Source organism: Veillonellaceae bacterium (assembly GCA_012523975.1).
Lineage (GTDB): Bacteria > Bacillota > Negativicutes > JAAYSF01 > JAAYSF01 > JAAYSF01.
On sequence record JAAYSF010000090.1, the window covers coordinates 1 to 21,733 of the forward strand.

The 21,733-nt window shown below is 46.1% G+C and carries 25 protein-coding genes; 13 read left to right on the plus strand and 12 right to left on the minus strand.

The genetic code is table 11. The features are described 5' to 3' along the window. The 9 genes from GX348_11910 to GX348_11950 all read right to left on the minus strand — a co-directional run. On the minus strand, positions 1-142 hold a 142-nt coding region (locus GX348_11910), incomplete at its 3' end, for a dinitrogenase iron-molybdenum cofactor biosynthesis protein (GenBank protein NLP42861.1). A gap of 54 nt (positions 143-196) precedes the next feature. Beyond that, on the minus strand, positions 197-1,162 hold the full coding sequence (locus GX348_11915) for a phenylacetate--CoA ligase (GenBank protein NLP42862.1): 966 nt from the start codon (positions 1,160-1,162) through the stop codon (positions 197-199). A gap of 29 nt (positions 1,163-1,191) precedes the next feature. Further along, positions 1,192-2,064 (minus strand): 4Fe-4S binding protein, encoded by an 873-nt coding sequence (locus tag GX348_11920; GenBank protein NLP42863.1) that lies wholly within the window; start codon positions 2,062-2,064, stop codon positions 1,192-1,194. Further along, the gene (locus GX348_11925) at positions 2,061-2,903 is read right to left on the minus strand and encodes a 4Fe-4S binding protein (protein ID NLP42864.1); all 843 of its coding nucleotides are present in this window, start codon (positions 2,901-2,903) and stop codon (positions 2,061-2,063) included. Before GX348_11925 ends, GX348_11920 begins: the two co-directional genes overlap by 4 nt. Before the next feature lie 46 nt (positions 2,904-2,949). Next, positions 2,950-3,195: a DUF5320 domain-containing protein gene (locus GX348_11930; protein NLP42865.1), complete on the minus strand. Its 246-nt coding sequence runs from the start codon at positions 3,193-3,195 to the stop codon at positions 2,950-2,952. A 99-nt stretch (positions 3,196-3,294) separates the two neighbouring features. After that, positions 3,295-4,488, minus strand: coding sequence for a P-loop NTPase (locus GX348_11935; GenBank protein ID NLP42866.1), 1,194 nt, complete (start codon positions 4,486-4,488; stop codon positions 3,295-3,297). Between the two features lie 18 nt (positions 4,489-4,506). Beyond that, positions 4,507-4,878, minus strand: a complete 372-nt coding sequence (locus GX348_11940; GenBank protein ID NLP42867.1) for a dinitrogenase iron-molybdenum cofactor biosynthesis protein — start codon at positions 4,876-4,878, stop codon at positions 4,507-4,509. A gap of 249 nt (positions 4,879-5,127) precedes the next feature. Further along, complete coding sequence (locus GX348_11945) at positions 5,128-5,568, minus strand: DUF134 domain-containing protein (protein NLP42868.1); 441 nt, start codon at positions 5,566-5,568, stop codon at positions 5,128-5,130. A 101-nt stretch (positions 5,569-5,669) separates the two neighbouring features. After that, the gene (locus GX348_11950) at positions 5,670-6,044 is read right to left on the minus strand and encodes an iron-sulfur cluster assembly scaffold protein (GenBank protein ID NLP42869.1); all 375 of its coding nucleotides are present in this window, start codon (positions 6,042-6,044) and stop codon (positions 5,670-5,672) included. Positions 6,045-6,253: 209 nt separating this feature from the next. Between GX348_11950 and GX348_11955 the strand changes: the two genes are divergently transcribed. From GX348_11955 to GX348_11965, 3 genes are all read left to right on the plus strand, one after another. Then, a complete protein-coding gene (locus tag GX348_11955) occupies positions 6,254-6,598 on the plus strand; it encodes a DUF192 domain-containing protein (protein ID NLP42870.1) in 345 nt (114 codons plus the stop codon). 90 nt (positions 6,599-6,688) lie between these two features. Then, complete coding sequence (locus GX348_11960) at positions 6,689-8,161, plus strand: aminotransferase class I/II-fold pyridoxal phosphate-dependent enzyme (protein NLP42871.1); 1,473 nt, start codon at positions 6,689-6,691, stop codon at positions 8,159-8,161. 14 nt (positions 8,162-8,175) lie between these two features. After that, positions 8,176-8,769, plus strand: a complete 594-nt coding sequence (locus GX348_11965; protein ID NLP42872.1) for a guanylate kinase — start codon at positions 8,176-8,178, stop codon at positions 8,767-8,769. 84 nt (positions 8,770-8,853) lie between these two features. Here GX348_11965 and GX348_11970 read toward each other — a convergent pair whose 3' ends face one another. Continuing rightward, on the minus strand, positions 8,854-9,084 hold the full coding sequence (locus GX348_11970) for a DMT family transporter (protein ID NLP42873.1): 231 nt from the start codon (positions 9,082-9,084) through the stop codon (positions 8,854-8,856). Between the two features lie 128 nt (positions 9,085-9,212). On the opposite strand from GX348_11970, the gene GX348_11975 reads away from it, so the two are divergent. From GX348_11975 to rsmI, 5 genes are read left to right on the plus strand one after another with little or no spacing between them, the layout of a single operon-like run. Next, on the plus strand, positions 9,213-9,659 hold the full coding sequence (locus GX348_11975; GenBank protein NLP42874.1) for a YaaR family protein: 447 nt from the start codon (positions 9,213-9,215) through the stop codon (positions 9,657-9,659). Between the two features lie 17 nt (positions 9,660-9,676). Then, positions 9,677-10,666, plus strand: coding sequence for a DNA polymerase III subunit delta' (holB, locus tag GX348_11980; protein NLP42875.1), 990 nt, complete (start codon positions 9,677-9,679; stop codon positions 10,664-10,666). A gap of 1 nt (position 10,667) precedes the next feature. Beyond that, complete coding sequence (locus tag GX348_11985) at positions 10,668-11,483, plus strand: stage 0 sporulation family protein (protein ID NLP42876.1); 816 nt, start codon at positions 10,668-10,670, stop codon at positions 11,481-11,483. Continuing rightward, positions 11,476-12,222 (plus strand): tRNA1(Val) (adenine(37)-N6)-methyltransferase, encoded by a 747-nt coding sequence (locus tag GX348_11990; GenBank protein NLP42877.1) that lies wholly within the window; start codon positions 11,476-11,478, stop codon positions 12,220-12,222. The genes GX348_11985 and GX348_11990 overlap by 8 nt, the downstream gene beginning before the upstream one ends. After that, positions 12,170-13,090, plus strand: coding sequence for a 16S rRNA (cytidine(1402)-2'-O)-methyltransferase (gene rsmI, locus GX348_11995; GenBank protein ID NLP42878.1), 921 nt, complete (start codon positions 12,170-12,172; stop codon positions 13,088-13,090). The genes GX348_11990 and rsmI overlap by 53 nt, the downstream gene beginning before the upstream one ends. A 4-nt stretch (positions 13,091-13,094) precedes the next feature. Here the strand turns inward: rsmI and GX348_12000 are convergent, their stop codons facing one another. Continuing rightward, positions 13,095-13,349 carry an AbrB/MazE/SpoVT family DNA-binding domain-containing protein gene (locus GX348_12000; protein ID NLP42879.1) on the minus strand — a complete coding sequence of 85 codons (255 nt, stop codon included), beginning with the start codon at positions 13,347-13,349 and terminating at the stop codon, positions 13,095-13,097. Positions 13,350-13,700: 351 nt separating this feature from the next. On the opposite strand from GX348_12000, the gene metG reads away from it, so the two are divergent. The 3 genes from metG (at position 13,701) to GX348_12015 (ending at position 17,634) form a co-directional block, all read left to right on the plus strand. Next, on the plus strand, positions 13,701-15,641 hold the full coding sequence (metG, locus tag GX348_12005) for a methionine--tRNA ligase (protein ID NLP42880.1): 1,941 nt from the start codon (positions 13,701-13,703) through the stop codon (positions 15,639-15,641). 1 nt (position 15,642) lies between these two features. After that, positions 15,643-16,407: a TatD family hydrolase gene (locus GX348_12010; protein ID NLP42881.1), complete on the plus strand. Its 765-nt coding sequence runs from the start codon at positions 15,643-15,645 to the stop codon at positions 16,405-16,407. A gap of 243 nt (positions 16,408-16,650) precedes the next feature. Beyond that, a complete protein-coding gene (locus GX348_12015) occupies positions 16,651-17,634 on the plus strand; it encodes a DUF348 domain-containing protein (protein ID NLP42882.1) in 984 nt (327 codons plus the stop codon). A 78-nt stretch (positions 17,635-17,712) separates the two neighbouring features. Here the strand turns inward: GX348_12015 and GX348_12020 are convergent, their stop codons facing one another. Next, positions 17,713-18,585: a DMT family transporter gene (locus tag GX348_12020; GenBank protein ID NLP42883.1), complete on the minus strand. Its 873-nt coding sequence runs from the start codon at positions 18,583-18,585 to the stop codon at positions 17,713-17,715. A 943-nt stretch (positions 18,586-19,528) separates the two neighbouring features. Between GX348_12020 and rnmV the strand changes: the two genes are divergently transcribed. Together rnmV and rsmA are read left to right on the plus strand one after the other, a co-directional pair. Beyond that, positions 19,529-20,068, plus strand: coding sequence for a ribonuclease M5 (gene rnmV / locus GX348_12025; protein NLP42884.1), 540 nt, complete (start codon positions 19,529-19,531; stop codon positions 20,066-20,068). 65 nt (positions 20,069-20,133) lie between these two features. Beyond that, on the plus strand, positions 20,134-20,973 hold the full coding sequence (rsmA, locus tag GX348_12030) for a 16S rRNA (adenine(1518)-N(6)/adenine(1519)-N(6))-dimethyltransferase RsmA (GenBank protein NLP42885.1): 840 nt from the start codon (positions 20,134-20,136) through the stop codon (positions 20,971-20,973). Positions 20,974-21,733: the final 760 nt, after the last annotated feature.

The following is a 21,733-nucleotide window of genomic DNA, read 5'->3' on the forward strand; positions in this document are numbered from 1 at the left end:
CGGCTTGGAGATTTTGCGTATTAGGAACTGATTCCCAGGTATCGCTTTCCTGGTCATAAAGGACAAAATAATCAGCCCGGCCAAAACGGGGATCGACAGGTGATAACCGGTCATAACCAAGCGCGGTTATAGCAATTTTCATAAGAGTCCCTCGCTTTCTTATTATAATAATGGTGGGAAATTGGTGGCGAAATGGTCATATAGAAACAAAGGTAATTCTGGGCGAAGTTCGGCCGCATATACACGACTTGCGGGTTAACACGGCCAATTCTTGGGTTCGGTAACGGATCAGCGGCGTTGCTTCACGGGATATGGTAGTCAGCACCAGCTCACCAGGCTGGTTATCCTCCAGTACTTCGCCGGTAGCAGGGTCGATAATTTCCGGATAAAAGTGATCTTGGTTAATATGCAGGCCATCTTGGTGATAGCAATCACCGGCTATACCCAGGCAAGCAACGTCCGGCCTGCCGTATAGGGTATAAACAGGGATTTTGAATACTTGCTGAAGCTGGCGGCGAAGTTCGTCATGGCAGAGTGCTGCCTCACATAGAAGACTTTTCACCGGTAAGTCCTGGATTTCAATATTCTGCTTTTTCAGAAATTCGGCGAAAGCAAACAGGTTATCGGGTGATGAAAAGATTGTCGTTACACCGAAGTCTTCAATAGTCTTCAGACTGCTTGGGGCATTAGTGCCTTGACCGGCAATAACGGTTATGCCGAGAATTTCGGCCGTCTGCCGTAATGACCGGGAGGCACTGCCGGGAAAGGGATCGGCCAACTCCAGCAGAACTGAAGCAGCGGTTATATCGCAGGCAATTAAACTGCGGGCAATCATTTCGTTTTGCCAAGCCAGATCCTGGGCGGTAAAACCTACGGCCTTGCATAAGTCAGGGGTTTGTTCAAATCGGGCCACGCCGCTTATCGGCATGGTTAATAAACCGAAGGGATAGTAAACCGATAAATCGTGTGCTGTCGTAAACGGCAGCCTGCTGATGTCTTTAATAGTCTTGATATCGGTATGCTTTACATTTAAAGCATCCATCTGATATTGATAGAAACTTACTTTTTTATAACAGCGTTCAACTGTTTTTTGAAGCCTTTGGCTTTGTAAAGCCTGCATTTCCGCATGATTCATAGTCTCAATGACAGTATTCAGTATCATTGTAAAGTTCTCCCAATCTCCTTACTTATTTACCGGTGGGCTTCTAAGATGCCGGAAAGGTTTCGCCAAAGATTGCGCATGGCTTCTTTGATTTCCAAGTTATCCGGCATTTCCAGCACGGTTTTGCCGGATTGAACAGCATTCCGGAATACGTCACTATAGGGAAGTTGTCCGACTACAGGAATAGCTTTCTCCTTGCACCAACTGACTATGGCTTGAGTATTTTCGGGGTGCAGCGTGCTTTTGTTAATACATACCGTTAGCGGCAGACCGAAGTGTGAAACTAGATTAGCTAAGCGCTTTACATCATGAATGCTGGAGGCTGATGGTTCCACGACTGCCAGCGCCAAACTGGCTCCTGATAAGGCAGCAATAGCCGGACAGCCGATTCCGGGCGGCCCGTCGGTGATAACAAGCGGAAGATGATGGGCCATTGCAAGTTGTTTAGCCTCCTGCCGCACCTTGCTGACTAATTTCCCGGAGTTCTCGACCGATAACCCGAGCTCTGCATGGACTAAACAGCCTAAGCGGGTATCAGATACGAACCAGTTTCCCGCTTGTTTTTCCTGCATGGTAATAGCTTGCTGAGGACAGGCGAAAGCGCAAACGCCGCAGCCCTCGCAGTTAAAAGGATCAGTCAAAACTCCGTCCGTTATAGCCGCAAAGCGGCATAAGGATGTACACTTGCCGCAGGGTGCACAAATCGCTTTATCGATATGCGGCTCGTAACCGGCTTTAAACTCCTGAGTTTCCGAAATGTCGGCTCCGCATAGCAAATGGAAGTTTGCAGCGTCTACGTCGCAGTCAACTAGTATCTTTTGCGGAGCCAAAAAGGCGAGCGCTGCGCTGATACTGGTTTTGCCTGTACCTCCTTTACCGCTGACAACGACTAGTTCCTTCATTGATAGCACCCCTTAATTCGCTGCCAAATTAAGCTAGCAATTTCTTTAAACTCATCAGAAATTTGTCCTGATGCGTATTGTCTGGCAAACGACAGACTGTGAGGGATTTTAGCCAGTAACGGTATTTGGCGCTCTTTGCAGAATGCTTCGATATCTTGGTCGCCGTCTCCTTCGTCGCTTTTATTAATCACGATCCCAGTCGGAATATTTAGGAGGTTGGTAATATTGGCAGCAAGTTTCAAGTCATGTTTTCCAAATGGAGTCGGTTCGGTCACGAGTATGCAATAATCGCTTTGCTTAACGGCTGTTACCATGGAACAAGCTGTTCCTGGCGGACAATCCAGTAATGTGTCGCCGGAGAGTTTAGCTATTTGCTGCTTCATTGTTTTTATGATAGGTACTGTGCTGGGAGTACCAATATTCAGCGTGCCGGATATTAAATGAATACCTGAATACATTGCCGCCGTACCGGATTGAATAACGCCAATCTCTTTTTCTTTTTCGCTTATGGCATTATGCTGGCAGGCGAGTTGGCAAGCGCCGCAACTGTGGCACAATTCATCAAACAGCAGCGCAGTTCTACCGGAAACGGCCAGTGCATTAAATAAACAGGCAGACGAACAAGCCCCGCATCCAGTACATGCTAGCGGATCAATATGGGGAATTTTAACGCTGACTTTTTGACTTGGCGTCTGCCAGTTTGGATTCAGAAATAAGTGACAGTTTGGTTCCTCGACATCACAGTCGATTAAAGTAATATCAGATTGAGCAGCGGCGAGCATGAGAGCCAGCGTAGTTTTACCGGTACCTCCTTTGCCGCTTGCAATGCTAATTTGCATAAGTACCTCCTTGCTGGAGTGCGGCTCGAAGAGCCGCCTCCAACTACTAATCGGTTTTTCGATTTTGTTTTGTCAGATTACGCAGGTGAGCAGCTTGCGCTTCAAGTTTTTCGGCTTGAGATTCTAATGATTCGGGCCGATTGGCGGTATTATTGAACATACCGAACGCATTTTGCAATCTGCGTCCTAAGCCTGAACCAAGACCATTGCCAAACCCCATTTGCTGGCAGCCGCCGCGTCTGCGGCCCTGTGGCCCGGTTCCCAATGGACCTGTTCCATCTCCTCTTGGCATCTTAACTCCTCCTCTAAAACTTTTAGCTAGATTCAATAACGAGCCTAATAAGAAAAGAAATGTATTTCATAACCTTGTTAAAAAATAGGCTTTAGCTAGTTAATGGCCGCAGTGATGGCCATCCCCATGGTCATGGTCGCAGGCATTGCCGGTACCAACCAATTTACCGCTTATAAATAAATTGGTAAGCTCCTCGAGTGGTAAGGAGGGGGCGCCGCATAATACTGATACACCACGCGAGGCAAGAATTTGTTGAGCATGTTCACCCATTCCGCCGACGATTAGGTTAGTGCAGCCTTGGTCTGCGATCCAATTAGGAATGACGCCCGGTGCGTGAGGCGGTGGAGTAAGAAGTTCTTTGCTAGTAACTTTGCCCTGACCGACAGTTATTATGGCAAATTGCTCGCAGTGGCCAAAATGCGCACATAGTTGGCCGTTTACTAAAGGAATAGCTATTTTCATATCCATATCAGCCCTTTTATTTTGTTTATTAATAACGTTATTAATAATGATTTGCATCTCTTTTTGCACGGGGGTGTTTAAATCGCTGTTTGGCATTCCTGAGTCTCCCGCTGCCGCAACCGAGGGATCGATAGGAAGCCGGCCGAGAAATGGGATTCCCCATTCTTGAGCAGTTTTAGCACCGCCGCCGGCTTTAAAGATTTCGTGGACACTGCCGCAAGAAGGACAGACAAAACCACTCATATTTTCGACGATTCCAAGGACCTCCATATTCACTTTTTTACAGAAATTCAAAGATTTACGCACATCAGCCAGAGAAATCTCCTGAGGGGTTGTAACAACAACAGCTTTGCAGTCGGGAATAGTCTGGGCAATGGTAAGCGGTTCATCGCCTGTACCCGGAGGGCTGTCGATGATAAGGTAATCAAGATTTCCCCAGAAGACATCGCTTAAAAATTGGCGAATGGCGCCTATTTTGACTGGGCCGCGCCAAATAATCGGTTGATCGGGTTGATCAAGAAGTCCTTGGATGGACAAGACCTTTAGATTTTCATCGTAAGGGAAAGGAATGGCTGTATTTCCAATGTAATTAAGTTTATGTCCGGTAAGGCCAAGCATACCTGCTATACTTGGGCCATGGATATCTACATCCAGCAATCCGACCTTAAAGCCGGCATTACTCAAACCTACGGCCAGATTGGCAGCAATTGTGCTTTTGCCGACTCCGCCTTTGCCGCTCATGACTAATAACTTATGCTTTACGTCTTGTAGAAAGCTGCTGATCTTCTCGTCTTGCTGCTTGGTAACATTGTCTTGGGTTTCACAGGACATTAGGTAACATCTCCTTAATTACTTTTTAAAATCAATTGCATTTGGGACATTTAATTTTATTAACTTCCCAGCGGTTAATAATGCCGGGATTTTATCAGCCGTTAATTTGTCGCCAGTATCCCCGACCGAATATACCTTAAGCCCGTTGGCATTTAAAATCCTAAAAGCTTTTGGGCCGACATGACCGGTTATAAGCATTTCGGCCCCAAGCTCCAAAATATTTCGAGCCGCATGGATTCCTGTTCCGTTGGATTCGACTAAATTTTGGCTGATATGGGCTTCCCAACTGCCGGTCTGAGTATCATGAATTATAAGATACTCGGCTCGCCCAAAACGAGGGTCGATTAACGAAGACTTATCTTGACCGTGGGAAGTAATCGCTATTCTCATTTATAACCTCCTTTCAAGTGTCATCCTTTAAACCTAGGCGCTTATTTCTCCAATAGCCGGAATATATTGCTACAAGTGGGTTGTGAGCCAGTAACCTGTCTTTTGCAACCAAGGCTGATACAAAAGCTTTTATCTCCTTACATGATGCGCAGCGCATTCTGTCGCTCCTCCAGTTAAAGGAATAACCTAACATTGTGTAATCACTCTCGATTTCTTTTAGAAACATATTTCATAACTAAGTTAAAAAAATTAGCTCCTTGTATGGTCGCGGCTGATATTAGATGACTGGCATATAGGACAGTCAAGGTCTTTTGCGCTTTGTCCGGTTCCATACGGAAGGGACCAATTATGCTGGCATTCATGACAAACAAAGTAACGCAGGCCCTGCTTACACCGGTGAACTACGCGAAAATTCCCGCCTTCAATTCGCAAAGCCCAGCCTTGCCAGAGTGCTGTGGCAATTTTTTTATGGGCGGCGTTGACTATCCGGTTAAACGTTGGAGCTGAAACTCCCATTCGCTTGGCGGCGCTAGCTTGATCAAGCTGTTCAACATCTGATAAGCGTATTGCTTCCATTTCTTCGATATTCAGGACGATTTCTTCTATGCTCTTGAGCGGAACTCCTGATGGCTTATAACTTGTAACTGTCGGCAATTGTTCCACTTGGCGTTCTTTTTGTGGTCGAACCATAGGACACTCCTTTATGAAATATATTTCAATTAAATCTTATTGCTTTCTATTTTAAATGTCAAGAATGTACTTATAATTTTATAAATGTTTTTGAAAATAGTTTAAATCCAAGTCTGCTGCAGCTGATAATTGAGGATGGCCGACCGCAGGGCAGATACACCTAAATTTGAGCAATGTTGCTTTTGCTCCGGCAAACCATCTAACGCATCAATAATATCCTGCTGTGTAATTTTCCTTGCCTCATCGAGGCTCTTTCCCTTGGCCAAGACAGTCGTCATACTGCTTGTGGCAACCGAAGCCGTGCACCCGTAAACAAGAAAACTTATATCTTGTATTATTCCGTGATTAACTTTGATAAAAATTTTTAGATGGTCGCCGCAGCTTGGATCGCCGGCGATTCCGATGCTGTCGGCATCTGCCATATTGCCGATATTTTGAGGGGTGAGAAAGTGATCAATCACTTTTTGAGTATACAGCCAAATCACCTCCACTTTTTTAGAGTTAGGGAAATATATTTCATATTATATGTTGGTTTTTGCAGTGTATTCATAGTTTCCTAGTCTGCTGAGGATTACGGACCCAGTAAAAGCGGACTTTAAGCTGATGATTATTTCAATATATTACAGGTATAATTAGGGTAGCGATTACGCCGCCTGAAGGCAACCGGCACAGGAGGGCTGTATAAATGGAAGTCAAAAATATTACTAAGAATATATTGTTGGCTGATAATGCTGCGCTGGCCAATACCTTTTTCAGCCGCTTGCGCGGGCTGCTTGGGACTAAAAGGCTTGAGCAGGGTGCTGGTTTGATTATTAAGCCCTGTAGCAGTATTCACACCTTCGGGATGGCCTATAGTATAGATGTTCTATTTGTTGATAAAAATAATTGCGTTTTAAAGGCTGCCGGCGATATCAGGCCTGGCCGGATGGCTGCCTGTTCAGGTAGTGTGTATGTCATCGAACTTCCAGCTGGCACTGCGGCTCGAACGGGTACAACAGCCGGAGATCTGATAAGGCTTAGCATAAATTGAAAATTATTATGAAGTTATTCACAAAGTAGGGTATAATAGGCAGGTAGATAGAGATGACGTGAGAGTATCTTAGCTAAGGAGGCGCGAACGGTGCAGTGGACTAAGCAGCTTGAAACCCCGCTGTTAGCGGCGATGCTAAATTATGTGAATGACGGCGTAGTACCATTTCATACGCCCGGTCATAAACAAGGCAAGGGTATGCATGCCAGTCTTGAGAAGATTATCGGTCGGGATACTTTGGCGCTTGACTTGGCGCTAATGGAAGAATTGGACGATTTCCACGAGCCGCATGGCTGTATTAAGGCAGCGCAGGATTTGGCTGCTGAGCTTTATGATGCCGATCATAGTTTTTTTGTTCTTAATGGTACAACAGGCGGTATTTACGCAATGATTCTTACGATTGCCGGTCCGGGGGACAAACTCATTGTGCCGCGCAACGCCCACCGCTCAATTATTGGCGGAATTATTTTAAGCGGCGCGACACCTGTCTTTATCCAGCCCGAAGTTGACCATGAACTTGGCCTGGCAATGGGGGTCCGTGCTGAGACAGTCGAAGCAGCACTTAAACAGCATCCTGATGCTAAAGGTGTTTTGATAATTAATCCAACCTATTACGGGGTTGCGACTGACTTGAAAAAAATTGTCGATTTGGTTCATGCTCACGATATGCCCGTAATTGTCGATGAAGCTCATGGGCCGCATTTAAAGTTTTGCGATGCACTGCCTATTTCGGCGCTTGACGCCGGCGCAGATATTTGTGCCCAGAGCACTCATAAAATTATTGGCGCTATGACGCAATGTTCGATGGTACATTGCCGGGAAGACCGGATAAATGTGCCTCGGCTAAAAGCTATGCTGCAGCTAGTTCAATCAACTAGCCCCAATTATATCCTAATGGCTTCGCTTGATATTGCCAGAATGCAGATGGCAACGGAGGGAAGTGCCCTCATCGAAAAAGCAGTGAAATTAGCTAGCTGGGTACGAAACGAAATTAATAAAATCCCCGGGTTATATTCGTTTGGTGAGGATAAAATCGGCAATCCCGGTTTTTATAGTTTTGACGCAACCAAGGTAACTGTTACTGTAAAAGGTTTAGGTATGCGCGGCGCTGAAGCGGAACGGATTCTGCGTCATAAATATAAAGTACAAGTCGAACTGTCTGATATGTATAACATTTTGTTTTTAATAACACTGGGAGATTCTGAACAAGAGGCTCGCGTTTTAGTTAATGCTCTGCGAGATATGGCCGCTAACTATGCCCGGGATTGTGATTTTTCTGAACTGGACGCTTGTAAAAATATTCCCTATCCGGCAGCGCCCGAAGGTGTTATATCACCGCGCGATGCCTTGTTCGGCAACACCTGTAAGGCAGCTTTTGATAAATCCGCCGGCCTAATTTGCGCTGAAATCGTAACTTTTTATCCTCCTGGTATACCGCTCTTATGTCCTGGTGAGCGGATAAGCCAAGAGATTATTGACTATTGCCGGAGTCTGCAGCGAGCCGGTCTTCACATATCAGGCCCCGAAGACTATATGCTGAAAACCATCAAGGTTGTCGATTGAGTGTGGGGGATAGAATGGGTAAAATATTCTGTTTGATGGGCAAGAGCAGTTCGGGAAAAGATACTATTTTTAAGGCGCTTAAAGAGGATAAGGACTTAAATTTGAAACCCATTGTTCCATATACTACTCGGCCGCAGCGGGCTAACGAAGTTGATGGTGTCGACTACTGCTTTATTGATCAGGCCGCACTGGAAGACTTTTGCCAGGCAGGTAAAATTATTGAACAGCGGGAATACGACACTGTCAAAGGTAAATGGTATTATGCTACTGTCAATGACGGACAGGTTGATCTCTCTAAGGATAACTATCTCCTGATTGGTACGTTGCCGGCATATAAAAGTTTACAGGCCTATTTTGGCTCGAACAGTATAGTGCCGATCTATATTGAGGTAGAGGATGCAGTCAGGCTTGAGCGGGCTTTAAATAGGGAGAAGAAACAGCCGCAGCCTAATTACAATGAAATGTGCCGCCGGTTTTTAGCTGACAGCAGCGACTTTAGCTCTGCTAAGCTAGCCGAATGCAATATTATAAAATGCTATTATAATAATGAACTTGATGAGTGTATTGGTAAAATCAAAACCGATATACTTAATGAAATCAGTAATTAGATCTAAGAGATTGGATTAAATGATCTTGCTAGTAAAAAAGACAGTGCCTCATTTAATATTAATGAGTCACTGTCTTTACCATTTCTACGCCGCTTGAACTTGCGGTGTCGTGCGGGTTGTAAGGTATACACCAAAGATTATCCATAGGCCACCGACGATTTCCCGCCAGCCGATATGCTCGTGCAGCAATACGACTGGTAAGGCCATGGCGGCTAAGGGAATTATATTAGTAAAGATAGCCGCGCGGCCCGGGCTGACTGTCGAGACGCCTTGATTCCACCAGTTCATGGCTAAAATACCACTGCCAATAATCATATTAGAGTTCGCTAGTGCCTTTTAATGATGCATTTATATGTTGGTGCCAGGCCAAAATTTGATTATTTCATATAAAAGAATTATAATTCTTTTATATAGTATTTTAACTTTGAAAGGGTAGAACCTGAGTGAAGATTAACAATTTGGGAGCCGCCAGTCCGCAGCCGATCATTGAACATGAGGTTAGCGGCAGGGTTGAAAAAAATGTTGGCTTTTTTGCGGCTGATTTGCGTCAGGCTGAGGATGGTCAATCTAAAGAACGGCTTAATTCCTTGCTGGATCAGATAACAAAGCAAGGTAAGCGATTAGGTCAAGTACCGACGTATTCTGAGCTTAAGACATACCGCGAGCTTGTGCGGCGTTTTGTTGGTGAGGCGGTAGGGAGAATGTACAGCTTGCATTCTAATGCCGGCTGGGACAGGCATGGCCGGCAGAAAATGTATACTATTATCAGGCAGATCGATGAAAAACTGGCCGGTTTGACTGAAGATGTCCGCCAAGGCCAGGAACGTCAGCTTGAGATTATGGCAAAACAAGACGCCATTCGCGGAATGCTTGTAGATTTATATATGTAAGCACGGCGAGGTGTTAAATGCAGTGGAATGAAATCGTCGGTCATGACGATAATATTAATGCTTTAAAAGCTATGCTGGAAAATGGCAGAGTACCGCATGCAATGCTATTTGCCGGGCCGGAAGGTGTGGGAAAGGCGGCTGTTGCAAATGTATTCGCGGCCGGTCTATTATGCACTGGCGGTGGCTTAAAGCCTTGTGGAGACTGTCCGTCCTGTCGTCGGGCGCAGAATATGAGTCACCCTGACTTGGTGGCTGTGTCTCCCGACGGAGCGTCGATCAAAATTGACCAGGTTCGGGAATTGCAGCGGGAAATAGCGTTGGCCCCTTACTATGGCCAGCGGCGGGTTGGAATTATTGATGCTGCTGAAACCATGACAACGCAGGCCGCTAACAGCCTGCTTAAAACTTTGGAAGAACCGGTTGGCAATACGGTATTTATCCTGCTGACGAGTGCGCGCCAGCAGCTTTTAGATACAATAATTTCACGTTGTCGGGTTTTGACCTTTCATGCGTTACCGAATGATGTTTTGAGCCGAGCTTTGGTTGGCCGGGGAATCAGCAGCGAGCAAGCAGATGCGGCGGCCCGGATAAGCGGCGGCCGGATGGGGGCGGCTCTTAGTCTGGCAAGTGAAGGCGGCCTCGCTGCCCGTGACCAGGCGGCTGAAATAGTTATGGCGCTGCCTAACTGGTCGCTGAAGGACGTTTGGGATACTGCCGCGCTTTTTGACAAGTTAGACCGCCAACAGGCTTTGGTTTTATATAAATATATGACGCTAGTCCTACGGGATATTTTGATATATTTAGCCTTGCAAGATAACAAATTGGAGTTTAATGTTGATATTGCCGGGCGACTGGCAACTGCCGCTCGCAACTGGAGTGAACAAAACCTATTGGTCGCTCTTGAAGCGGTGGAAACTGCCAGAAAGGCACTTGCGGCCAATGCTAATATCCGCCTGACCAGTGAGGCGTTGTTAATAAAGCTGCGTGACGCAGCAGGGGAGGAATAACGTGCAGACAGTTGTTGGTGTACGTTTCAAAAAGGCGGGAAAGGTATATTACTTTGACCCGGGCCAAGTTAAGATAACGGCCGGGGATTTTGTAATTGTAGAAACCGCACGGGGACTGGAATTCGGCGAGGTTGTAATCGGACCGCGCGATGTTCCTGAAAGTGAGATTGTAGCTCCATTAAAGACGGTTATTCGTAAAGCTACCCACCAGGACCAAGAAAAGGTCAAGGATAACCAAGCCAAAGAAAAAGAGGCATTTGCTATTTGTGAGCAGAAAATCAAAACTCATAATCTGCCGATGAATTTAGTCGACGTTGAGTATACTTTTGATGTTAATAAGATCATTTTTTACTTCACGGCCGAAGGTCGGATTGACTTTCGTGAGCTTGTTAAGGACCTAGCAGCTGTTTTTCGTACCCGTATTGAATTAAGGCAAATTGGTGTGCGCGATGAGGCCAAGATGATGGGTGGGATAGGCTGCTGCGGTCGATCGCTTTGCTGTTCAACTTTTTTAGGTGACTTTGAACCGGTGTCGATCCGAATGGCTAAGGATCAGAATTTATCGCTGAATCCTACCAAGATTTCCGGTATTTGCGGCAGGCTGATGTGTTGTCTGAAATACGAAAGCGATTGCTATACACAGACTTGTAAGAAAATCTTACCGCCTACAGTAGGCCGGTCAGTTATAACCGTGGAAGGCGAAGGTAAGGTTGTCTCAATAAATAACAACAAGAAAACTGCTGTTATTCAGCTTGAACAAGGCAAAAATGTTGTTGTTCCCTGGGAAGAGGTAGTGGAAAAAGAAGGCGATGAATAACAAGCTGCTTAATCCTGGTGAACGAATTGATGACCTAATCATAAATGACTTAAAGCTTATTCAGCATGAGCGGGAATTTCGGTTCTCGCTCGATGCTGTCCTATTGGCCCATTTCGCCAATATTCGTCATGGGGCAAGTGTAGTCGATTTAGGGACAGGCACCGGTGTTATCGGCATTCTGCTAACGGCGCTCGGGGCAGGCAAAGTAACCGGGCTTGAGATTAACCCCCGAATGGCCGATTCGGCGCAGCGCAGTGTAAAGCTGAACAGGCTTGAAGGCCGCATGCAGGTAATAAATGCCGATTTTCGTCAGCTGAAAGGTATTCTGCCGCCGGGTCAGTGGGACGTTGTTGTAGCCAATCCGCCGTATTGGCCGGTAGGCCAGGGGTTAATTAATCCTAAAGACACAATTGCTGCTGCGCGGCATGAAGTGACTGCCACTCTTGCAGATGTAGTGGAGGCCGCCCGGTATCTGGTTAAATACCGGGGCCGATTTGCTATGATACATATTCCCGAACGCATGGTTGAGATACTTTCAGCCATGAGCCAAGCCGGGCTTGAGCCTAAGCGGCTCAGGCTAGTTTATCCGGCAGTGGATAAGAAGCCGAATCTTATGCTAGTGGAAGGCATCCGCGGCGGCAGACCCGGTCTTGATGTTCTGGCTCCGCTTATAATCTATGACCAAAATGGGAATTATACCCCGGATATTATCGCCTACTATCCCCAGCAAAGGAAGTGATTGGTTGGACGAAAAAACCGGCACTTTATATCTATGCGCAACGCCGATTGGTAATCTCGAAGATATGACCTTTCGGGCAATCAATATTCTTAAACAAGTAGATCTTATCGGCGCTGAAGATACCAGGCATACTATAAAACTGCTCAATCATTTTGAAATCAAAACGCCACTAATTAGCTATCATGAACATAATAAGGCCGAACGCGGGCCGGAACTTATCGATAAATTGCTAAGCGGCCAGAATGTTGCCATCGTCAGTGATGCCGGCATGCCAGGGATATCCGACCCGGGGAGCGATTTAGTTAATTTAGCGCTCGAAGCCGGGATAAAGGTAACGCCGGTGCCTGGCGCCAACGCCGCCCTAGCAGGACTGGTCTGTTCAGGGCTTGATACACGGCTGTTCACCTTTGTGGGTTTTTTGCCAAAGACGACCAAAAAGCGCCGGGAGTTAATCAGCAAGCTAGCTGATAATCCGTACACCTTAATTTTTTATGAATCACCCCACCGCCTGAAGACTACGCTAGCTGAACTTGCTGCTGGGCTAGGTGATCGCCAAGCAGCCGCCGCGCGTGAACTTACTAAAAAATTTGAGGAATTCGTTCGCGGGTCATTGATGAGTTTGCAGCAGCATTTTGCTGAAAACCAGCCGCGCGGCGAATTTACGCTGGTTGTTGCTGGAGCTGGTGAAGAAAAAGTGCTGGAAATGGCGGCAGAGCAAGACCAACTGTCCCCGCTTGAGGAAGTGCTGAACTCGATAGCAAGAGGACAAAATAAAAAAGACGCCATCCGGACGGTGGCGCTCAAAAGGGGCATACCAAAAAGGGAAGTATATCAGGCGATTATTAAATATGAAAATACTAATCAATAAAGATTTAGATAGCTGTTTGAACCATTGATTCCATGCATTGATGGCAAATGTTTTTGCCTTTGAAGTTAGTTACTTCGTCAGCATTACCACAGAATACGCAAGCGCAAGCCGGCTCGTATTTTCGGAGAATAATGCGGTCGTTGTCTACATAGATTTCTAAAGCGTCCTTTTCTTCGATGGCAAGTGTGCGGCGCAATTCGATAGGGATTACCACCCGGCCAAGCTCGTCCACTTTTCTTACAATACCAGTCGATTTCATAAATATATATCTCCTCTCAAATCAACAATATTCGACAAAACTGTCTAACTAAATACTACCAAAGGTTACAAAGGTTGTCAACCTTTTTCTTCCATATGACATGGAAATTTCCAAATTAGGGGATATATTCTAGTAGGATACAGATGTTTTTGTCGCATACACACGAAATATGTCGAATGTGAAATGATACTAGTCGACAAAAAAAGAGTGTGAAAAACGGCGAAAGTTTACAGAGTTGAGAATAACATTGTTCTTTTCTTCCTAATTGCTGTTATGGATTAATTAAGTCAATTTTGAATTAAAAAAGCGGAAGTATATTACCGCTTTCCAAATTGAAAGGCAGGTTTAATAATGAGTAAAAAATCATTTTACATCACTACCCCTATTTATTACCCCAGTGATCGGCTGCATATTGGTCATGCCTATTGTACAACAATTGCTGATACAGTAGCGCGCTACAAGCGATTGGCCGGCTATGATGTCTTCTTTTTGACCGGCTCGGACGAGCATGGTCAGAAAATTCAGCGCAAAGCCCAGGAAAACAATGTTACACCAATTGAGTATGTTGACAAAATTGTCGCCTCATTTCAGAACCTATGGGCTAAACTTAACATTTCCAATAATGACTTTATCCGGACAACCGAACAGCGGCACCATCATGTTGTTCAGGCTATTTTTCAAAAAATCTATGACCAAGGCGACATTTACAAATCGGAATATGAGGGGTGGTATTGCACCCCTTGTGAGACCTTCTGGCTGGAGCGTCAATTAACCGACGGCAAATGTCCTGACTGCGGACGGGCTGTTGAGCTTGTTAAAGAAGAAAGCTATTTCTTTAGGATGTCGAAATATCAGGACCGACTGCTTAAATATATTGAAGAAACCCCTGACTTTATCCAACCTGTTTCCCGGCGTAACGAAATGATTAACTTTATAAAAAATGGCCTTGAAGATCTTTGTGTTTCCCGGACTACTTTTGATTGGGGCATTCCCGTGCCCTTTGATACCAAACATGTAGTTTACGTATGGTTTGATGCGCTGGTCAATTATATAACAGCCGCCGGCTACCTAGACGACCGTGAGAAATTTGCAAAGTTCTGGCCGGCCGATGTACATTTAGTCGGTAAAGAAATTGTCCGCTTTCATTCCATCATCTGGCCGGTAATTCTGATGGCTCTTGACCTGCCACTGCCTAAGCAGGTATACGGTCATGGCTGGCTGGTTGTAGAAGGCGATAAGATGTCTAAATCTAAGGGTAATGTTATCGACCCGCTCGGTCTAATCGAGGAATTCGGCGCAGATGCGATAAGATATTATCTGCTGCGTGAGATTACGCTTGGCATGGACGGTAACTTCTCGCGCGAAGCCTTGATTAACCGAATAAATGCTGATCTTGCCAACGATTTGGGCAACCTGCTACACCGTACCCTTAATATGGTCGGCCGGTTTAATAACGGCGTTATTGAACAGCCGGGCGAATGTGATTCAATTGATCAGGAGCTTGTCAAATTGGCTCGCGAAACTGGCGCCATGTACGAAAAAATGATGGAAAGCATGGATATTAACGGCGCTATCAAACAGGTTTGGACGCTTGTCAGCCGCACTAATAAATATATCGACGAGACGGCTCCCTGGGCTTTGGCCAAAGATCCGGCCAAGAAGGACCGCCTAAACACAGTGCTTTACAACCTTGCTGAAACGCTTCGCATTGTTGCTGTCCTTATTTCGCCGTTTATGCCTGTTACGGCGCCTAAGATTTGGGATCAGCTTGGTTTAACAGGTTTTGATCAAGCCGCGCTCAAAGATGCTCAAGGCTGGGGCCGTCTGCCGGCAGGCACTAAAGTCAATAAGGCGGAGCCGATTTTTCCGCGGATTGAAGATAAACCTGCTGAAGAGACGCCGAAAACAGCTGCTGCCGCACCGCAGCCTAAAGCTGAAGTTAAGGCTGAACAGCCGGTCGATCAAGGTATGCCAGAAATCACCATTGATGAGTTTGCCAAAATGGATTTACGGGTCGTTAAAGTAGTAGCGGCCGAAAAGGTAAAGGGCGCCGATAAACTATTGATGCTTACCGTTGACCTTGGTACCGAACAGCGGACAATTGTTTCGGGAATTGCAAAGCATTATGCGCCCGAAGAACTTGTCGGACAGAATGTTGTCATGATTATCAATCTAAAGCCGGCCAAAATTCGCGGTATCGTTTCGCGCGGCATGGTTCTTGCTGCCTCCTGCGATGACAAGCTCAAAGTGGTGTCGGTACCTGATATGCCAGCTGGTAGCAAGGTGAAGTAAGATGCTGTTCGATTCGCACGCTCACCTAGATAATGTCCGGTTTAATGATGACCTGGAAGAAGTAATCAAACGAGCCCGGGAGAATGGTGTCACAGGAATTATTAATGCCGGGGCTTGTATGGAGTCGTCGGCCGCCTCAATCAGGCTGGCTGAGCAGTATGACAGTATCTATGCCGCAGTTGGGGTTCATCCACATGACGTTAAAGATATAAAGCCTGGGGACTACGATCAGCTGGCAGAATGGACGAAGCATCCTAAGGTTGTGGCAATTGGCGAAATCGGTTTGGATTATTACTACAACCACTCCCCCAAGGAAGTTCAGCATCAAGCATTGATTGCCCAGATTGATGTTGCTCGGCAGACCGGTATGCCGATAATTATTCATGACCGCGATGCCCACGGCGATGTCTTGCAGATAATCAAAAAAGAAGCAAAAGGACTGACTGGCGTTTTTCATTGCTTCTCAGGCAGTATGGAAATGATGCGGGAAGTTGTGGCAATGGGTTTTTATGCAGCTTTCGGCGGCTCAGTTACCTTTAAGAATGCTGCAAAGCTTCCCGCTATCGCGGCAGCTGTTCCGCTGGAGCGGCTGCTCTTAGAGACCGATTGCCCGTATCTGACGCCGGAGCCAAAACGCGGCCGCCGTAACGAACCTGCTCATGTTAAATACGTTGCAGAGTATATTGCTAAGCTTAGAAATATGGAATTTACCGCGCTGGCAGAGGCCACGACGGATAATGCGAAAAGGCTGTTTGGGATAGACTAGCTTGAAATTAGGCTTGTGGATATTCACGTAACTTGTGGCGAATAACCTAAAAGAGGAATAAGTTGGAAAGAGGGAGAATATTTTAAAAGGTATTCTCCCTCTTTCTAATTCCCATTTCTTAAACAAATGCATAAAAAAGGTAAATATGGGTAAACTTTGATTATCATCCGATTATATATGATATTTGACAAATTCCAACTATAGTGGTAATATATATAATCGTGTTTCGAAGGGAGGGTTGTCATGACCATTTTCTCACCGCAAACGGTGCAGGGCAGACGAAAAATATTACTTATTGCTGCCTTAATTATCACCGTTATTCTAGTCACTGGTTTTGCTTGGGCACATAAAGAAGTAAACATAGTAGTAGATGGATCACATATAACAGTCAATACAATGAAATTTCGGCCAGGCGCTGTTCTTGAGCAGGCTGGCGTAGTCTTGGCGGATAAAGATGAATATCGTTTATCGACAGCAAGGCTGCAGAATGGGACAACGATTGAGGTGTTTCGTGCCGTCCCGGTAAAGGTTACATATCAAGGCAAGGAAGAGACAATTGTAACAGGCAAACCAACAGTAGGTGAACTGGCCGCCAGTTTGGGAATTTTGAAGCCAAACATTAAGCTTGAGCCAGGGGCCGAGACCAAAATCCAGGCTGGTCTACATATCAAAGCGGTCATCATGACCGAGAGGGTAGAGGAACGACAGCAGGAAGTACCGTTTACGGTTATTCGTAAACCTAATCCGAATATGGAAAAGGGTCTCGAAGAAGTGCTTGAAGAGGGGCAGAAGGGTGCTAAAACCGTGTCGGTTAAACTGCATTATGCCGATAACAAGCTGGTAGCCGAAGAGGTAATAGCCGAAACTGTTACCGTTCAGCCTAAACCGCAAGTTGTCGCTGCCGGCACGCGCGATGTTATTAATACATCACGCGGTATGCAGCGGTTTAGAAGCGTGTCTTGGATGGAAGCGACTGCTTATCTGCCTACTGACGGGTCACCTGAAGGCCTGACGGCAACCGGCATACCGGCTCGCCGTGGTATTGTGGCTGTTGACCCCGATGTCATTCCACTGGGTACCAAGGTTTATATTCCAGGGTATGGCCTGGCTCTAGCTGCTGATACCGGCGGAGCCATTATCGGCAACAAAATCGACCTGTGCATGGAGAGTTCGAGTGAGTGCTGGCAATTCGGCCGCCGTAATGTTAAAGTCTATATTCTTGAATAGGCTTTGGAGCCAAAAACGCAACGTTCATAAAAATATTTGAAACACAAAAGCGGAGGCGCGAAGAAATCGCGCCTCCAATCATTTATTTGATACTGATAAGAATATTCCGGCCAGGATAACTCCGATACCGGTCAGCTGAATGGCAGTCATGGGTTCGTTAAGCAACAAAACCGAAAAAATAATGACGACCGGCAATTCGACCGCGCCTAAGAAGGCGGCCCGGCTGGTACCGATATGAGGAACGCCTTTGGCAAAAAGATAGAAGGGCAAAAGGATGCCGAACAGTCCGAGGAAGCCACCATATTTCCACAGGCCGGCGGCGAGTGAACCATCAACGAGAAATAATGGTGGGAAGACAATAAAGGCTGTGGTTGCTGCACCTGCGACCATCCAATTATTCCGAACGATGGTTGGAGCGTGTTTTACAGCGCTGCCGCTTAAATATATGAACAACGTGTAGCTTAAGGCTGAAAGCAAGCCTAAAAATACGCCCTGCGCAGTCAGCGCAGTTGTGACAGTGTTACTGCTATAGCCTACTGCGGGCAGGGTTCCGGCCATAATAATAGCTGCAGCGACTTGCTGAACAAGCGTTGGTTTGCGTTTATGAATTATATAATCCAGAGCGATGCCCATCCAAGTAAATTGAAATAATAGAATAACGGCGTACGACGCGGGCAAGGTTTTGAGTGAGAGGTAATAAAAGACCCCAGTCAAGCCGCTCATCGCTCCGGTGAGCATTAAGGACCCTATATTTTTTAACGACAGGCTAAAAGTCTGCCGCCAATAAACGCGAGAACTAAGCCAAAACCCCAGGCAGCCGAAAAACATCTGACTGCCGACAACCTGGGCGGTTGAGAAGCCCTGCTGATATGCTAACTTTGTAACGGTAGACAACATGCCATAAGAGGCCGACCCAAGAAGAACTAAGAGATTTGCTGTTAATTTACTCAAATTATTTCTCCTCTATAAATGAAATGTTTCGGACATGATTCCACCCTTCGCGCGTGGTCGACATCATATCTAGTGAGTTCTTTTAATACTAGAGTTTACCGTAGCCGTCCTTTTTTCTTGATAAAAAAGGACCAAAAAATCAAGGACCTGTACTGCAGCGGCCTGGGAAATAGACCTTACTTGCGGAAAGTTCGAAACTCGCTGCGCTCAGACAGTCGAACTTTCTTATCGCAAGCAAGGTCTGTTTCCCTCCTGCGGGATCGGCCGCTTCCGTAATGGTCCGTAAAGGGTACGGGTTTGAGGAGCGAATTTTCACCAGCTCCCCCGTACCTACCGGCCCGTTCTAGAAGAAGCCGTTCCGAAGGACGGGAAACCGTGCAGCTTACGTTAAAAAATCCCGACTGTCTGAGCTTTAGCGAGTTTCGGGATTTTAGTAAGCTGTATGGTTTCCCGAGGCTTTTGGAAGATAGGCCTAGACCTTTGGTTACTTTGGGGCAATGCCAAAGTAACAACCCCCTTAGGGGTTAGATTAATTTAAGGTATAAAGCGAAGATGAATGGCTGGTAGTCCAGCCGGTACTTTTGTCTTGATACAAAAGTACCCAAAAAATCAAGACCTGTAAGGCATCGGCCTATTTCCATCCCTTCGGGAACGTCCGTTGCCTTAAGGGTCGGTAGGGGTGCGAACGGGCCTAGACCTTTTTGGTTACTTTTTGGGGCAATGCCAAAAAGTAACATCCCCCTTTGGGGTTAGATTATTTAAGGCAATGGTGAACAAATGCTGCTTAGAGCGATAAAGGTAGACCCGCTCTAAAGCCGTAGTGTTCAGCTTTTGCACTTATCCAAAAGTATATATAAATAATATATTACCATAGAAGTGCAGATTTGGTTGGAGTTTGCCGTAATCTGGTATAATATATTGAGCGGAGGTGACAGCGGGATAAATGATTAAAGAAGTTATTGTGGTAGAAGGAAAACAGGATGTACAAGCCGTACGGCGGGCGGTTGATGCTGACTGTATTATAACGGGCGGCTTTACTTTATCGTCACATACGCTTGACCAGATAAAGCATGCTTATCATAAACGTGGAATAATAATACTTACTGACCCAGATAGCGCCGGTGAAAGAATCCGTAAATACTTAACGGAACGATTCCCTGAGGCGAAACATGCCTTCGTGCCTCGCGATGCAGCCAGCGCCAATAATGACATTGGTATAGAGCAGGCATCACCAGACGCAATAAGAGCAGCCTTGAATAAAGTCAGATATCTGGAGTGGAAACCATCGCAGGAATTTAGCTGGGCTGACATTATCAATGCCGGGCTGACAGGTTTGCCTGATGCGGCCAGACATCGGGCCATGCTAGGAGCTGAGCTTGGCATTGGTTATGCTAATGCTAAAGGGTTCTTACAGCGACTAAACAATTACGGTGTGACTCGGCAAGAGTTTGAAACCGCTGTAGACAAGATGGCTGAAAAGTAAATAGGTTAAATGTAATAAATTACTGGCTATAACTGATTATTAAAATGTAGGAGGCCGGCAAATAAATGCAGCCTAGAATAGCTAAAAGAGACGTAACTCTTCATATTCTTAAAACATTTGGCTTACATATGAGCAAGAAGCTTGGACAAAATTTCTTAATCGACGAGAATATTGTCGATAAAATAGTCAGCGCAGCTGATATTAAACCTGAAGAGACTGTTCTGGAAATTGGTCCTGGTATTGGTACGCTGACGCAAGGGTTAGCTGAAAGCGGCTGCCAGGTTGTAGCTGTAGAGCTTGATGCTCGGCTAATTGATATTTTGGGTAAAACATTATCCGGTTATAATAATGTCCGGATAGTCCACGGCGATATATTAAAGATTGACATTTCCCGGGAAATATTGGCAGAAAGGTACAAGGTTGTAGCTAATCTTCCATATTATATTACCACGCCAATAATTATGGGGCTGTTGGAACAGCGCCTGCCGATTGAACGGCTAGTAACAATGGTGCAAAAGGAGGTTGCCGAACGGATGGTGGCCCGGCCTGGCGGTAAAGATTACGGCGCACTGTCAGTAGCTGTTCAGTATTATACCGAACCGGAAATTATGTTTATCGTCCCGCCAAAGTCCTTCATCCCGGCGCCTGCGGTAGAATCGGCCGTTATTAGATGTATCTTGCGTGATAAACCGCCGGTCGATATTAATGATGAAAAGAAATTTTTCAGAGTTGTTAAAGCAGCCTTCGCCCAACGGCGCAAAACGCTGACTAATAATTTAAAAGGGGCCGGCCTCCCGGCTGACCAGGTACAGGCGATCCTCGATACCGCCGGCATCGACGGAACGCGCCGCGGAGAAACGCTATCGCTAGATGAGTTTGCAGCGATTGCAAATGCGTGGGAATGACCTGCCTGTCCTTTTTTCTTGATAAAAAAGGACCAAAAAATCAAGGACCTGTACTGCAGCGGCCTTGAAAAAAGACCTCGCTTGCGGAAAGTCCGAAACTCGCTGCGCTCAGACAGTCGGACTTTCTTATCGCAAGCAAGGTCTTTTTACATCCCTGCGGGCCCGGCCGCTTCCGTAATGGTCCATAAGGGGTACGGGGTTTAATTCGGAATTAGTTTCACCGATTCCCCCGTGCTTTTCGGCCCATTATGGAAAAAGCCGTTCCGCAGGACGGGAAACCGTGCGGCTTACGTTAAAAAATCCCGACTGTCTGAGCGAAGCGAGTTTCGGGATTTTAGTAAGCTGTGCGGTTTCCCGAGGCTTTTGGAATATAGGGCCTAGACTTTTGGTTACTTTGGGGAAATGCCAAAGTAACAACCCCCTTAGGGGTTAGATTATTTAAGGCATAAAGCGAGGAAGAAGGCTGCTTTGTGTAGCCGGTACTTTTTTCTTGATAAAAAAGTACCCAAAAAATCAAGGACCTATCCTCCATCGGCCTTGGAATCAGAGCTCGCTTTTGGAAAGTCCGAAACTCGCTACGCTCAAACAGTCGGACTTTCTTATCGAACGCAAGCTCTGATTCCATCCTACGGACCGGCCGCTTCCGTAATGGTCCGTAAGGGAGTACGACCGGGACTGGATTAATAAATTTCGTTCGTTTAATGATCTCATGTAATTCAGTACTTCCGTACTCCGTGTCTTACCGGCCCATTATGGAAAA